We start from the raw sequence: 13,034 nt of genomic DNA, 5'->3' as shown, positions 1-13,034 counted from the left end.
CAAAACGGAGATTTGGGCCATGAACATCCACCTCACCAAGAGCCAGATCGGGCTGGACGGCGTTCCTGCGGCCGAAACCGTGCTGAGTCATGTCGACGGCGAGCGCGGCGAGCTGATCATCGCCGGCGAGCATGTCGGCCGACTGGCGAGCCAGTCGAGCTTTGAGGGCGTCACCGCCCGGCTCTGGAACGGCGCCAGCAAGACCACGCTGAGCGAAGCCAATGTGCGGGCGAATCTCGGCGCCGCGCGCGAACGCGCTTTCGCGCGATTGGCCGACCTGCTGCCGGCGACAAGCGGCATGGGCATCGTGGACGGGTTTCGCGCGGCGGTCGCGGGACTTCGCGCGGAGCACGGGCTGGAGCATGAAGCAACCATCGTCGGTGCGTTTCCCGTGATCGCAGGCGCGCTCGTCCGGCGCGTCAAAGGGCTCGACCCGGTCGCGCCCGATCCGAGCGTGAGCCACGCCGCCGATACGCTCCGCATGCTGCATGGGCGCGCGCCGGCAACGCGCGAGGTCACCGCGCTGGACGCCTATCTCGTCACCGTCTGCGATCACGGCATGAACGCCTCGACCTTCGCCACGCGCGTGGTCGCCTCGACGCAAGCCGATCTGTTCGCCGCGATCACCGCCGGCTATTGCGCGCTCACGGGTCCGCTACATGGCGGCGCGCCGGAGCCGGTGCTGGAGATGCTCGACGCGATCGGCTCGCGCGAGCGCATCCAGACCTGGGTGGATGCGGCGCTGGCGCGCGGCGAGCGGATGATGGGGTTCGGTCACCGCGTCTATCGCGTGCGCGATCCGCGCGCCGACGTGCTCAAGACCGCGATCGAGGCGCTCGCCTCGCATGGAGCCGACCTGCCCTTTGCCGGCGAGGTCGAGGCCTATATCCGCGGCGCCTTGCGCAAGAAGAACCCGGACCGGCCGCTGGAGACCAATGTGGAGTTCTTCACCGCGATCCTGCTCGATGCGCTGGCGATTCCAAGGCAGGCCTTCACGCCGATCTTCGCGGTGGCCCGCGCCGCCGGTTGGACAGCGCATGCGCGCGAGCAGCAGCGCACGGGGCGGCTGATCCGGCCGAGCTCGTCCTATGTGGGGGCGATGCCGAAGGAATGAGGAATGGGGCCGGCGCGAGGCCTACGCCTCGCGCACCACGGTCTTCAGATAATTATACGCCTTGATGATCTCGATCAGGCGATCCTCGGTGGAGCGGTCGCCGCCGTTGGCGTCGGGGTGATGCTGCTTCACCAGCGCCTTGTACTTCGACTTGACGTCGGCGAGCGTGGAGTCGGGGCCGAGGCCCATCACCTGGAGCGCCTTGCGCTCGGCGTTCATGATCTTGCGCGTCTCGGCCTTCGGCGCGGCCTGCGGGCCGGCACGCCAGCCGGTGCGGCCGTTGAGCTCCTGGAACATGCTGAACGGATCGAAGGCGCCGTCGATCTCGGCCTCCGCGCCTTTCTTGACGCCGCCATTGGCGCCCATCTTCCAGGTCGGACGATGGCCGGTCAGCGCATCCTTCTGATAGCGCGCGACAGCGTCGGCATTCATGCCGGAGAAGAAATTGTAGTTCTGGTTGTACTCGCGCACGTGGTTCAGGCAGAAGTGCCAGTACTCACGCTGGTTATCGCGACCCTTGGGCGCACGATGGGCGCCCTTGTTCTGGCACCCGGTCCATTCGCAGTTGACCACGGCGTCGCGCGGCTTCACCTCCGGTTGCTTGCCTTTCGGCTTGACCCGGATGGAGTCGAAGAACTTTGATGAATCGATCGGCATGGCTGACTTTGACTACGCAATGCAAAAACCTTCAAGTCTTGACATTGCAATTAGCTGGAAAGCATAGCCCAGACTATGCAAATAACGGAGAGCGATCTCGCACCGTAATGACCCAGATGGCCATCAGAGACACTATCAGCAACAAGTTGCAGGAAGCTTTCACGCCGGAAAGCCTGCAGGTCGTCGACGAGTCACATTTGCATGAGGGCCACGCCGGCCATCGGCCGAGCGGCGAGACGCACTTCCGCGTATATATCGTGTCTCAGGCCTTCAAAGGGAAGAGCCGGGTCGATCGCCACCGCATGATAAATTCGGCGCTGGCCGCGGAACTCTCCGGCAGCGTGCACGCGCTGGCAATCCATGCGCAAGCGCCGGGAGAAGGCGGGAGCTAGCGCGTCAAAACGACGTCCCTGCCCGCCGCCGCTTGGCTTCCTCCATTTCCGTCTCGCGCGGCACCGGTGAAATACGGAGCGCGGTGATGCGGTTGCGCTCGCGGCGGAGGACGCGGAAGCGGAAGCCGTGGAAGGTGAAACTCTGGCCGCGATCGGGGATCGAGCGCGCCTCGTGAATGACGAGGCCGGCGACGGTCGTTGCCTCTTCGTCGGGCAGGTGCCAGTCCATGGCGCGGTTGAGGTCGCGGATCGGCACCGAGCCGTCGACGACGACCGAGCCGTCCGGCTGGGCGCGCACGCCGGCGACCACGACGTCATGCTCGTCGGAGATGTCGCCGACGATCTCTTCCAGAATGTCTTCCAGGGTCACAAGACCTTCGACTTCGCCGTACTCGTCGACGACCAGCGCGAAATGGGTCTTGCGGCGGCGGAACGCCTTGAGCTGCTCGGAGACGGGCCGCATTTCCGGCACGAACCAGGGCGGCAACGCGATGGTGGAGACGTCGATGCGCGAGGTGTCGCCGTCGGCCGCGCGGATCGCGCGCAACAGATCCTTGGCGTGGAGCACGCCGATGATATTTTCCGGCTTCTCGCGCCACAGCGGGATGCGGGTGTATTCGGCCGCCAGCACCTCGCGCACCAGTTCCTCCGGCGGCAGGTCGGCGTTGATCATCGTCATCTCGGTGCGATGGATCATGACGTCGGAGACCTGGAGTTCGCGCAGATCGAGCAGCCCGCCGAGCATGTCGCGGTCCTGCTTCTCGAACTTGCCTTCATGATGCAGCAGGTCGACCGCACCGCGGAGGCGCTCGGTCGGCGACAGGATCGCCTGGTGCTCGCCGGCAAGGCCAAACAGGCGCATCAACAGCCGCACGATGACTTCCACGATCCGCAGCAGCGGCCCCAGCACGTACATCGTCAGCCGCATCGGGCGCGCTACCGCAAGCGCCATGCGATCTGGCGCGTTGATCGCGATGGTCTTGGGCAGCACCTCGGCGAAGATCACGACCAGTGCCGTCATCAAGCCGGTGGCATAGAGCACGCCGACGTCGCCGAACCAGGCCGTGAAGATGCTGGTGGCCAGTGCGGATGCACTGATATTGGCGATGTTGTTGCCGAGCAGCAGCGCGCCGATCAGGCGCTCGCGCATGTCGAGCAACTGTGAGACGACGTCCGCGTCGCGATTACCCTGCTTGGAGAGCCGCAGCATGCTGGCGCGCGAGGCGCCAGTCAGCGCGGTCTCGCTCGCGGCGAAGAAGCCGGAGACGAGCAGGCAGAGAATGACGATGGTGAATCCGAGCCAATCCATGAACCACTCTGGTTGCTTGTTTTGACGCGTTTTCTTGACGCGAACCGGTACCCACTTCGCTCGAAAACGCTCTCACGCCGTTCAGCCGCGCGTCATGACCTTTGCGCGAGCTGGTCCTTCAGGAAGTCGCGCACCGGAGCCGGCTCGACGTTCTTCGCGATGACGGCGCGCCCCACGGCCTCCAGCAGGATGAAGGTGAGCTTGCCGCGCTCGACCTTCTTGTCCTGTGCCATCAGCGCCATCAGCGCGTCGGCATCGGCAAGCCCCTCCTGCGCGAAGCCCGCGATGTCCTGTAAGCGCGTCGGCAGGCCGGCCTCGATGAGGTGACGCTCGACCCGCGTCGCATCCGCTTCGCCGATCATGCCGAGCCTGGCCGAGAGCTGCGCCGCCAGCGTCATGCCGATCGCAACGCCCTCGCCGTGAAACAGGCGATCGGAGAAACCGGTCGCGGCTTCGAGCGCATGGCCAAACGTATGGCCGAGATTGAGCAGTGCGCGCTCGCCGGTCTCGCGCTCGTCGCGCGAGACGACGCCGGCCTTGGCGCGGCAGGAGGTCGCGATCGCATGCTCACGCGCCGAACCGCCCTTCGAGATGTCGGAATGGTTCTTCTCCAGCCAGGCAAAGAAGGCCTCGTCGCCGAGCACGCCGTATTTGGCGACCTCGGCATAGCCGGCGCGGAATTGCCGCGGCGACAGCGTGTCGAGCACGGCGGTGTCGGCGATCACAAGCACCGGCTGGTGGAAGGCGCCGAGCAGGTTCTTGCCCTGCGGCGAGTTGATGCCGGTCTTGCCGCCGACGGAGGAATCGACCTGCGCCAGCAGCGAGGTCGGCACCTGCACGAAGTCGACGCCGCGGCGCAGGATTGCCGCGGCAAAGCCGGCGAGATCGCCGACAACGCCGCCGCCGAGCGCGATGACGAGATCGTTGCGCTCGATTTTCGCGGCGATCAGGGCTTCGCTGACCTTTTCGAGGCCGGCATAGGTCTTGGAGATCTCGCCTTCCTCGACGACGATGCGCGATGTCGGAATGCCCCCGGCGGCGAGTGATGCCTCGGCGGGTTCGAGCCAGTATTTCGCGACGGTGCGATCCGTCACGATCGCGGTGCGCACGCCGGGGCGCAAACGCGCGACCCGCTCGCCGAGCGAGGCCAGCACGCCGCGGCCGATGACGATGTCATAGGCGCGATCGCCGAGCGCGACCTTCACATTGACAGGATCGGAATGTTTCAAAGGCGCGGTCATCGTACGGCACTCGCGACGTCGGCTGGTGGCGGGGACGCCTGTTCGCCGCAAAGATGCGCGCGCAGCGTCTCGATGGTCTCCTCGACGATCTTGTCGTGCGGCACGTCGCGCGAGGCGATGGTCAGGTCGGCCTTGCCGTAGACCGGCTCGCGCTCGGTGAGCAGGCGCGTCACGGTTCCCTCGGGATCGGGGGTCTGGAGGAGCGGACGGTCGGCGCGCCGGCGCACGCGGCGCATGATGACATCATGGTCGGCCTTGAGCCAGATCGAGATCGCCTTCGCCGCGATGCGGCTCCGCGTCTCCTCGCGCATGAAGGCGCCGCCGCCGGTCGCCAGCACGATGGGGCCGCCGTCGAGCAGACGCGCGATCACGCGGGCCTCGCCGTCGCGGAAATGCGGCTCGCCGTGGCGCTCGAAGATTTCCGGTATGGTCATGCCGGCTGCCGCCTCGATCTCGGTGTCGGCGTCGACGAAGGGCAGCTTGAGCCTGAGAGCCATGCGGCGGCCGATGGTGGATTTGCCCACGCCCATCATGCCGACGAGCACGATCGAGCGCGTCCCGAGCGCCGACAGGATGTCGGCCTCAGGCGAAGCTTGGATCGGCAACGCGGCGTCGGACATTTGTCTCGCTCGAATGGGTCTCGCTCGATCTGCCGCCAAAGGCGGCATCCTTTGGCCACCTATACGACCCCGCAGGGGCCCTCGCCAGAGGACTCTTGCCACGAAACGGCGAACGTGTTGGATGATTTCATTGGTTAATTTGCCCGCCAAGCCCCTGACCGAGACCCTCTCCGAGATCTTGCCGATGCCCAGCCTGTTCCGCTTCCTGACGGTCGTCGCCGTGATCGCCGGCGTCGTCTATGGCGTGGTCTTCGCGCTGGCGAACTTCGTCAATCCCAAGCCGCGGGAAATGACGGTGACGATCCCGCCGGACAAATTTCTCAAGAAATAGGCGCTAGGCTGCCGGGCATGCGTGCCAGATCTTCCGCTAACAAGCCCTCAGACGCCAAGCTCACCGGCCTGTTCCTCGACATGCTCGCGGCGGAACAGGGCGCCGGCCCCAATACGCTTGATGCCTACCGCCGCGACCTCACCGACTTCTCCGAGTTTCTCGGCCGCGTCGGCCATACATTCGCGGACGCGGCGACGGAGACGCTACGCGACTATCTCGCCGATCTCGACACGCGCGGCTTCAAGTCCACCAGTGTCGCGCGGCGGCTGTCGGCGATGCGGCATCTCTATCGCTTCCTCCTGAGCGAACGGATCAGAACCGACGATCCCGCGGCGATCCTGTCCGGCCCCAAGCGCGGCCGCGGCCTGCCGAAGGTGCTGTCGATCGCGGATGTCGACCGCATGCTCCGCCGCGCCAAGGAATTGAGCGAAGCGGAGGATGCCTCGCCCTCGAAACGGCTGCGCTCTCTGAGACTCTATTGCCTGCTCGAGGTGCTCTACGCCACCGGCCTGCGTGTCTCCGAGCTGGTGGCGCTGCCGCGCACGGCCGCGAAGCGCGACGCCCGCATGATCGTGGTGCGCGGCAAGGGCAACAAGGAACGGCTGGTGCCGCTCAATGAGGCCTCGCGTCAGGCGATGGCCGATTATCTCGCGGCGACGGAGGCCGCCAAGATAAACGCGAAGACGGACAAGACGAACAGCTTGGCGGCTTCGAAATGGTTGTTCCCCTCGTTCGGCGAGAGCGGGCATCTGACGCGGCAGCATTTTGCCCGCGACCTGAAGGAGCTCGCGGTGGCTTCGGGCCTCCAGGCCCGGCTGGTCTCCCCACACGTGCTGCGCCACGCCTTCGCCAGTCACCTGCTTCACAACGGTGCCGATCTGCGCATCGTGCAGACGCTGCTCGGCCACACCGACATCTCGACGACCCAGATCTACACCCACGTGGTCGAGGAGCGGCTGAAGAGCCTGGTCCGCGACCTGCACCCGCTGGCGGAGAAGTAGGGCTGGGCGTACCCAGCTGCAGGCCAAGCCCGAAACCGCCTTGACTTCGGCCACATCTCCGCAGAAAGAGCCGTGGCCTTACGATTGATTTGGCCTGCGCTCCTTGCGAGCACACTAGCCAACTCATTGACGAACCTAGACTTCTTTCCGCGACATCGAATCCGCTTCGCCGCCTCGCCCCGTCCTCCCTATATTGAGTTGATGCCAGACCAGATGCGCAGCTATCTCGATTTCGAAAAGCCCGTCGCCGAGCTCGATTCCAAGCTCGACGAATTGAGGACGCTTGCGGCCTCCGGCAGCGACATCGCCGAGGAGATCGGGCGGATCGAGGACAAGGCCGCGCAGGCGGTGGCCGACCTCTATCTGAACCTGACGCCGTGGCAGAAGACGCTGGTCGCGCGGCATCCGCAGCGGCCACATTTCAACGACTTCATCAAGGGCCTGATCACCGAGTTCACTCCGCTCGCCGGCGACCGCAAATTCGGCGAGGACGAGGCGCTGGTAGCCGGCTTCGGCCGCTTCCGCGGTGAGGCCATCTGCGTGATGGGCCAGGAAAAGGGCGATTCCACCGAGAGCCGTATCAAGCATAATTTCGGCATGGCGCGGCCCGAGGGCTATCGCAAATGCGTGCGGCTGATGGAGATGGCCGAGCGGTTCGGCCTGCCGGTGCTGTCGCTCGCCGATTCCGCCGGCGCCTATCCCGGCATCGGCGCCGAAGAGCGCGGCCAGGCCGAGGCGATCGCGCGCTCGACCGATGCCTGCATGGCGCTGACCGTGCCGAACGTCGCCATCATCACTGGTGAGGGCATGTCGGGCGGCGCCATCGCCATCACCACCGCCAACAAGGTCCTGATGCTGGAGCACGCGATCTACAGCGTGATCTCGCCCGAGGCCGCCTCCTCGATCCTCTGGCGCGACGGCTCCAAGGCGCAGGAAGCCGCCAACAACATGAAGATCACCGCCCAGGACATGCTCCGCTTCGGCGTGATCGACAGCATTCTCAAGGAGCCGGTCGGCGGCGCCCATCGCGACCCCGCCGCCATGATCGCCACCACGGGCGACGCCATCGCCAAGGCCTTTGACGAGCTGCGCGGCCTCGACGGTGACGCCATCCGCAAGCAGCGGCGGCAGAAATTCCTCGATATCGGCCGGAAACTGGGCTGATTCGGGCCGCAACGGTGGTGCGCTCCCTCCCCGCTCGCGGGGGAGGTGAAGAGCTACGCAGTAACCCCGCGTTAACCCTTTTTTTGCCCAAATCAGCGATCTCTGTACCGGTCTGGCCGCAAGGCCCAAGTTTCAGCCCAGTTTAAGTCTTCGTTGACCACGCCTTTGGGCCAACGGGCTCGTGATCCCCGTTCGGGTTGCGACCACATGACCCGGAGGTTAGAATTTTAATTAATGGCTTCAGGGCATAAGCGCTGGAGCGTGATCTGAACAAGCCCGTCGCGACGGGTCCGGGTCTCCGGTCCGATCATGTTTCAAGATTGGGGTTTGCGCGATGCCCTGGACGGTGTGGGGTCCATCTTGATTTCTCGTTCGCTTGCGCGCGCGTTTTTGGTTTCGGTGGCGCTTGCCGCCAGCTTTGTGCTGGCCGGCTGCGACACCGACCAGGTTTCGCTTGCGACCAATGCCAAGGCCAACCAGCCGGTCCCGCCAAAACTTCTCGCCGCGATGGCCGAGAAGGACATGGACCTGCAATCGCCGATCCTGGTGCGCCTCTTCAAGCAGGAGGCCGAGCTCGAGGTCTGGAAGCAGACCCGCAACGGCCAGTTCGCGCTGCTCAAGACCTATCCGATCTGCCGCTGGTCGGGCGACCTCGGCCCGAAGGTGCGCGAAGGCGACCGCCAGGCGCCGGAGGGATTCTACTCGATCAATCCGAGCCAGATGAATCCGCAGTCGGCCTATTACCTGTCGTTCAACACGGGTTATCCGAACGCGTTCGACAAGGCCTTGGGCCGCAGCGGCTCGCAGCTGATGGTGCATGGCGATTGTTCGTCGCGCGGTTGCTACGCGATGACGGACGAGCAGATCGCCGAGATCTATTCGCTTGGGCGCGAGTCGTTCTTCGGCGGCCAGAAGGCGTTCCAGCTGCAGGCCTTTCCTTTCAAGATGACGCCGGTGAACATGGCCAAGCACCGGAACAATCCGAACATGCCGTTCTGGAAGATGATCAAGGAAGGCTATGATCATTTCGAGGTGACGCGGCAGGAGCCGAAGGTCGATTTCTGCGAGAAGAAGTACGTCTTCGACGCGGCGAAGCCGCCCGACGCCAAGCGCGATCCGGTGTTCGACGCCTCGGCAAAATGTCCGGCCTATGTGATCCCCGAGGACATCGTCAGCGCCGTGCGCGAGAAGGATGCACGCGATCAGGCCGAATACAACAAGCTGGTTTCCCGCGGCACGCCGGTTGCGCGCATGAACACCGGCATCGACGGCGGCATGAACAAGATTTTTGCCGCGAAGATTCCGGAAGGCTCGACCGGCCTGTCGGAGGGCGCCGAAGGCACGACCTTGCAGATGCTGGCGATGGCGAAGGCACCGGGCACGATCCCCGGCCACGTCAATCCGCCGAAACCGAATCTCGATGCAGCCGCGCCCTCGCCGCGGGAAGAGCCGGTCGTCGCCGTCAGCGCGCCCGCCGCCAACGCCCGCGTCGCCACCGCAGCTCCGCCCGAGAAATCCGGCTTCTTCTCGAATCTCGGCCGCAAGATGGGCGTGGGCAACGCCGACGCGACGGCGACCACGCCAACGCCGCAGGCCACGGCATCCGTCGCCCCGGCCGCGACGACCACGACACCGCCCACCGCAGCGTCCCGGCTGAAGGCCGCGGTGACCCGGTTCGTGCCGGGTCGCGACACGTCCAAGGACGCGCCGAAGCCAGCCGTTGCCGCCGCCAAGCCCGCTGAACCTGCGAAGCCCGACACCCGCCTCGCCGCAACCCGTCCTGCGCTCAAGCCGTCGGGGTCGGATGGCGCGGGTGAAGCGACCCAGATCATGGGAGCCGCGCCGGTGGTGCAGTCGAACTCGTTCGACAGCCGGTTTGGAGCGGTGAAGTAGGAGCGAGCAAGTCCCTCACTCTTCATGTATTCCGTCGGTTGACGGCCTGGGGGCCTTGAATTCCGATGATATATACTTCATGATATACAAATAGGTTTTGTATATCATGGGAGTGTGCGATGCAGGTCTCCAAATGGGGCAACAGCCTTGCAGTTCGCCTGCCCAAGGCTTTGGTCGAGGAACTGAGCCTTAAGGAAGGCGACGAACTCGACGTCGTCGCCGCCCACAAGGGAAAGATCGAGGTCGAGACCAGGGAAGAGCGTCGTCGGCGGGCAATCGAAAATATGCGCGCACGCAACTGGCCGCCCCTCCCTGCTGACTACAAGTTCGATCGCGATGAGGCGAACGAGCGGTGAGGGCATTTCTGGATACCAACATTCTCGTTTACGCGCAGCAGACTGGCACCAAGGCAACCATCTCTCGAGACCTGATCGACCAGGGCGGCACCATCAGCGTGCAAGTCCTGAACGAATTGGCAAACGTCTTGCGGAAGAAGCAGGGAATCAGCTGGCGCGACATCGAGCTTGTGTTCGATGATATCGACAATGCGCTCGATCCGGCGTTCGCGCTGACGGCAAAGATCAGCCGTGCGGCTCTTGCGCTCGCACGAGATGATGGCTTCGCTTTCTACGATGCATTGATCGTCGCCGCCGCGATCGAGGCAGGCTGCGATACGCTCTACAGCGAAGATATGCAGCATGGCCGTAATGTCGGCGGCCTCACCATTGTCAATCCGTTCCTCGGAAACATGCCATAGGCGTCCGACGCTAGCGAGCCGCTATCAGCGCAACCTACGGCGCCAGATACCGCAGCAGCTCCGGATTGCCCCTCACCTCGCCTGCCTCGCCTTGCAGCGCGACGCGGCCGCGGTCGAGCACATAGGCGTAATCGGCGACGCGGAGCGCGAGGTCGAGGTGCTGCTCGACGATGATGACGGCGATGGTTTTCGCGAGTTCGATCAGGCGCTCGGTGATCTCCTCGATCACGCCGATCCAGACGCCTTCGGTCGGCTCGTCGAGCAGCAGCAGTTTTGGATCACCCAGCATGGCGCGGCCGATGGCGAGCATCTTGCGCTCGCCCCCGGAAAGCGTGCCAGCGGGCTGGTCGAGGCGCTGGCCGAGTTTTGGGAAGATGGTCAGCACGTGGTCGACCGCGTCGGCCTTCCTGCTCGCGAGCGAGCCGACCGCGAGATTGTCGCGCACCGACAGGCGCGCGAACACCGAGTGTTCCTGCGGAACGTAGCCGATGCCGGCGCGCACGCGTTCCTGGGTCGCGCGGCGGCTGATGTCGCGGCCGTCGAAGGCGACCTCGCCCTTCCACGCCGGCAGCTCGCCGACGATTGTCTTCATCAGCGTGGTCTTGCCGGCGCCGTTGCGCCCGAGCACGGCGACACCGCCGCGCCAGGGAATGCCGAGGTTGACGTCGAACAGGACCTGGCTGCGGCCATAGCCGGCGTCGAGATGCTTGATGTCCAAAAATTCAGGCACGGCGCAAATAGATCTCCTGGACGGCCTTGTTGGCCTGGATCTCCGACACCGTGCCTGATGCCAGCACCTTGCCCTGGTCGAGCACGGTCAACCGATCGCAGATGTCGCGAATGAAATCGAGGTCGTGCTCGACGATGACGAGGGAGCAATGTTTTTTGATCGGCTGCAGCAATTCACCGGTGACGCGCCGCTCCTCCAGGCTCATGCCGCCGGTCGGCTCGTCGAGCAGCAGAAGTTTCGGCTTGCCGGCAAGCGCCATCGCGATCTCCAACCATTGCTGCTGGCCATGCGACAGCGCCGCGGCCGCGTCGAAAGCGCGGTCGGCCAGGCGAAATTGCGTCAGCATGGTCATAACTTGATCGTGCAGCGCGCCGCGGGTGCGCGAGAACACGAGATCGAACAGCGAGGACTGCGCCTGCAGCGCGAGCAGGATGTTGTCGTAGAGCGTCAACGACGGCAGCACGCTGGTGATCTGGAATTTCAGGCTCATGCCGGCGCGGGCGCGCTCCGTCGGCGTGAACGCGGTGATATCGGTGTTGACGAAGGAGACCTTGCCCTGGGTGGGCACCTCGGCTCCCGCAATGCACTTCATCAGCGTGCTCTTGCCGGAGCCGTTCGGGCCGATCAGGCCGTGAAACTCGTTCTCGCCGACGGTGAGCGCGGCACCATCGAGCGCGGTGAGCTTGCCAAAAATTTTTTTGACGCCTGTGGCTTCAAGGAGCGGCATTGCGCTTCTCCTTTCCGGTCGCCCTGGACTTGCCACCAAAGCTGCCGACCCGCTCGCGCTCGCCCAGCACAAAACTGATCAGGCCGAGCGGCCGGAACAGAATCACGAGCAACAGCAGCACGCCAAGGATGATCGGCCAGACCTCGCGATAATTGTCCGACAGCCAGAAGCTGACGCCCTCGACGATGACAGCGCCGATGACGGCGCCGATCAGCGTGCCAGAGCCGCCGAACAGGACGTAGAGCACGACTTGCGTCGAGACGACGACGCCGACCATGTTGGGCCAGACGAATCCCTCGTGGAAGGCATAGAGGCTGCCGGCGAGACCCGCGACGGCGCCGCCGATCGCAAAAATGATCGCCTTGAGATGCTGCGCCTTGTAGCCGAAGAAGGCGATGCGCTGCTCGTTCTCGCGCAGACCCGCCAGCGCAAGGCCGAACTGCGAGCGCACCAGGAAGCGGCAGAGGAGATAGACCACAATGAGGATGCCGAGCACGAGATAATAGAAGGGCGGCCCTTCCGAGAATTCGTAGGTCCCGAGCGTCATCGACGAAATCGAGGGGATGCCGTTCTGCCCGCCGAGATAGTACCAGCCGCGCGCGAGCCGATCGGCGGCGTAGGAACCGGTCAGCGTGCCCAGGGAGACGAAGATCACGCTGGAAGGATGCCGTCCCAGCAGCAGGAAGCCCCCCAGCAGCAGCGCAAAGGTGAGCCCGATCAACGTGCCCGCAGGCAGCACCAGAAAGATGTTGGTGATATCGAGGTCGCGCGCGAGCAGCGCCACGCCATAGCCCGCCGAGCCAAAAAACAGCGCCTGGCCGAAACTCATGATGCCGGCATAGCCCCACACCAGATCGAACGACAGCGCGAACAGCGCGAGGATGATCACCCGCGTCGCGAACACCGTGAGATAGTCCTGCAGCAGCAGCGGCGCGACCAGCGCCGCGACAAGCACGACGCCCTCCACGATCGGCAAGACCTTTCGTCCCGGAGCGGCTTGCTTCGCTGATCCGTGCTCAGCCATTGCGACGTCCGCCTCCCCGCCGGTGTTGGCGGGGATCACCTGTTTCACCGCGCCCATCGACTTCGGCATTCCAC

General features: G+C 64.8%; 15 protein-coding genes. 8 read left to right on the top strand and 7 right to left on the bottom strand.

Annotated features, from left to right (window positions below; genetic code table 11):
- The first annotated feature begins 19 nt into the window (after positions 1-19).
- Entirely contained in the window at positions 20-1,114 is a 1,095-nt protein-coding gene (locus tag IVA88_RS01705; protein WP_247495576.1) for a citrate synthase/methylcitrate synthase, read from the top strand.
- A gap of 21 nt (positions 1,115-1,135) precedes the next feature.
- Here IVA88_RS01705 and IVA88_RS01700 read toward each other — a convergent pair whose 3' ends face one another.
- Complete coding sequence (locus tag IVA88_RS01700) at positions 1,136-1,771, bottom strand: DnaJ domain-containing protein (protein WP_247495575.1); 636 nt, start codon at positions 1,769-1,771, stop codon at positions 1,136-1,138.
- A gap of 107 nt (positions 1,772-1,878) precedes the next feature.
- Here IVA88_RS01700 and IVA88_RS01695 point away from each other — a divergent pair, with 107 nt between their 5' ends.
- A complete protein-coding gene (locus IVA88_RS01695) occupies positions 1,879-2,163 on the top strand; it encodes a BolA family protein (RefSeq protein WP_211400108.1) in 285 nt (94 codons plus the stop codon).
- 4 nt (positions 2,164-2,167) lie between these two features.
- On the opposite strand, the gene IVA88_RS01690 is transcribed toward IVA88_RS01695, so the two are convergent.
- The 3 genes from IVA88_RS01690 to IVA88_RS01680 form a co-directional block, all read right to left on the bottom strand.
- The gene (locus tag IVA88_RS01690) at positions 2,168-3,472 is read right to left on the bottom strand and encodes an HlyC/CorC family transporter (RefSeq protein WP_247495574.1); all 1,305 of its coding nucleotides are present in this window, start codon (positions 3,470-3,472) and stop codon (positions 2,168-2,170) included.
- A 92-nt stretch (positions 3,473-3,564) separates the two neighbouring features.
- Entirely contained in the window at positions 3,565-4,713 is a 1,149-nt protein-coding gene (aroB, locus tag IVA88_RS01685) for a 3-dehydroquinate synthase (protein ID WP_247495573.1), read from the bottom strand.
- Entirely contained in the window at positions 4,710-5,333 is a 624-nt protein-coding gene (locus IVA88_RS01680; RefSeq protein WP_247495572.1) for a shikimate kinase, read from the bottom strand. The genes aroB and IVA88_RS01680 overlap by 4 nt, the downstream gene beginning before the upstream one ends.
- Before the next feature lie 184 nt (positions 5,334-5,517).
- On the opposite strand from IVA88_RS01680, the gene IVA88_RS01675 reads away from it, so the two are divergent.
- The 6 genes from IVA88_RS01675 to IVA88_RS01650 all read left to right on the top strand — a co-directional run bounded on the left by IVA88_RS01675 (position 5,518) and on the right by IVA88_RS01650 (position 10,479).
- The gene (locus tag IVA88_RS01675; protein ID WP_247495705.1) at positions 5,518-5,664 is read left to right on the top strand and encodes a histidine kinase; all 147 of its coding nucleotides are present in this window, start codon (positions 5,518-5,520) and stop codon (positions 5,662-5,664) included.
- A 17-nt stretch (positions 5,665-5,681) separates the two neighbouring features.
- The gene (gene xerD, locus IVA88_RS01670; RefSeq protein WP_247495571.1) at positions 5,682-6,665 is read left to right on the top strand and encodes a site-specific tyrosine recombinase XerD; all 984 of its coding nucleotides are present in this window, start codon (positions 5,682-5,684) and stop codon (positions 6,663-6,665) included.
- Positions 6,666-6,866: 201 nt separating this feature from the next.
- Positions 6,867-7,829 (top strand): acetyl-CoA carboxylase carboxyltransferase subunit alpha, encoded by a 963-nt coding sequence (locus IVA88_RS01665; RefSeq protein WP_247495570.1) that lies wholly within the window; start codon positions 6,867-6,869, stop codon positions 7,827-7,829.
- Positions 7,830-8,189: 360 nt separating this feature from the next.
- Positions 8,190-9,722, top strand: a complete 1,533-nt coding sequence (locus IVA88_RS01660; protein WP_247495569.1) for a murein L,D-transpeptidase family protein — start codon at positions 8,190-8,192, stop codon at positions 9,720-9,722.
- Positions 9,723-9,841: 119 nt separating this feature from the next.
- Positions 9,842-10,078 carry an AbrB/MazE/SpoVT family DNA-binding domain-containing protein gene (locus IVA88_RS01655; protein WP_247495568.1) on the top strand — a complete coding sequence of 79 codons (237 nt, stop codon included), beginning with the start codon at positions 9,842-9,844 and terminating at the stop codon, positions 10,076-10,078.
- Positions 10,075-10,479, top strand: a complete 405-nt coding sequence (locus IVA88_RS01650; RefSeq protein ID WP_247495567.1) for a PIN domain-containing protein — start codon at positions 10,075-10,077, stop codon at positions 10,477-10,479. Before IVA88_RS01655 ends, IVA88_RS01650 begins: the two co-directional genes overlap by 4 nt.
- 34 nt (positions 10,480-10,513) lie before the next feature.
- Here IVA88_RS01650 and IVA88_RS01645 read toward each other — a convergent pair whose 3' ends face one another.
- The 3 genes from IVA88_RS01645 to IVA88_RS01635 are packed head-to-tail and all read right to left on the bottom strand — an operon-like array spanning position 10,514 to position 13,029.
- On the bottom strand, positions 10,514-11,209 hold the full coding sequence (locus IVA88_RS01645; protein WP_007599215.1) for an ABC transporter ATP-binding protein: 696 nt from the start codon (positions 11,207-11,209) through the stop codon (positions 10,514-10,516).
- Complete coding sequence (locus tag IVA88_RS01640) at positions 11,202-11,936, bottom strand: ABC transporter ATP-binding protein (protein WP_247495566.1); 735 nt, start codon at positions 11,934-11,936, stop codon at positions 11,202-11,204. Before IVA88_RS01640 ends, IVA88_RS01645 begins: the two co-directional genes overlap by 8 nt.
- Positions 11,923-13,029 carry a branched-chain amino acid ABC transporter permease gene (locus tag IVA88_RS01635; RefSeq protein ID WP_247495565.1) on the bottom strand — a complete coding sequence of 369 codons (1,107 nt, stop codon included), beginning with the start codon at positions 13,027-13,029 and terminating at the stop codon, positions 11,923-11,925. Before IVA88_RS01635 ends, IVA88_RS01640 begins: the two co-directional genes overlap by 14 nt.
- Positions 13,030-13,034: the final 5 nt, after the last annotated feature.

This window comes from Bradyrhizobium sp. 149 (assembly GCF_023073915.1).
In the GTDB taxonomy this organism is placed as follows: Bacteria; Pseudomonadota; Alphaproteobacteria; order Rhizobiales; family Xanthobacteraceae; genus Bradyrhizobium.
Note: the sequence above shows the minus strand (reverse complement) of the source record. Positions and strands in the feature narration are given on the sequence as shown.

What these genes read in the sequence shown, in the direction of transcription:
- xerD (WP_247495571.1), top strand. Translation starts at nt 5,682, where the DNA reads ATGCGTGCCAGATCTTCCGCTAACAAGCCCTCAGACGCCAAGCTCACC.
- IVA88_RS01640 (WP_247495566.1), bottom strand. Translation starts at nt 11,936, where the DNA reads ATGCCGCTCCTTGAAGCCACAGGCGTCAAAAAAATTTTTGGCAAGCTC.
- IVA88_RS01680 (WP_247495572.1), bottom strand. Translation starts at nt 5,333, where the DNA reads ATGTCCGACGCCGCGTTGCCGATCCAAGCTTCGCCTGAGGCCGACATC.
- IVA88_RS01675 (WP_247495705.1), top strand. Translation starts at nt 5,518, where the DNA reads ATGCCCAGCCTGTTCCGCTTCCTGACGGTCGTCGCCGTGATCGCCGGC.
- IVA88_RS01700 (WP_247495575.1), bottom strand. Translation starts at nt 1,771, where the DNA reads ATGCCGATCGATTCATCAAAGTTCTTCGACTCCATCCGGGTCAAGCCG.
- aroB (WP_247495573.1), bottom strand. Translation starts at nt 4,713, where the DNA reads ATGACCGCGCCTTTGAAACATTCCGATCCTGTCAATGTGAAGGTCGCG.
- IVA88_RS01705 (WP_247495576.1), top strand. Translation starts at nt 20, where the DNA reads ATGAACATCCACCTCACCAAGAGCCAGATCGGGCTGGACGGCGTTCCT.
- IVA88_RS01695 (WP_211400108.1), top strand. Translation starts at nt 1,879, where the DNA reads ATGACCCAGATGGCCATCAGAGACACTATCAGCAACAAGTTGCAGGAA.
- IVA88_RS01655 (WP_247495568.1), top strand. Translation starts at nt 9,842, where the DNA reads ATGCAGGTCTCCAAATGGGGCAACAGCCTTGCAGTTCGCCTGCCCAAG.
- IVA88_RS01665 (WP_247495570.1), top strand. Translation starts at nt 6,867, where the DNA reads ATGCCAGACCAGATGCGCAGCTATCTCGATTTCGAAAAGCCCGTCGCC.
- IVA88_RS01635 (WP_247495565.1), bottom strand. Translation starts at nt 13,029, where the DNA reads ATGCCGAAGTCGATGGGCGCGGTGAAACAGGTGATCCCCGCCAACACC.
- IVA88_RS01690 (WP_247495574.1), bottom strand. Translation starts at nt 3,472, where the DNA reads ATGGATTGGCTCGGATTCACCATCGTCATTCTCTGCCTGCTCGTCTCC.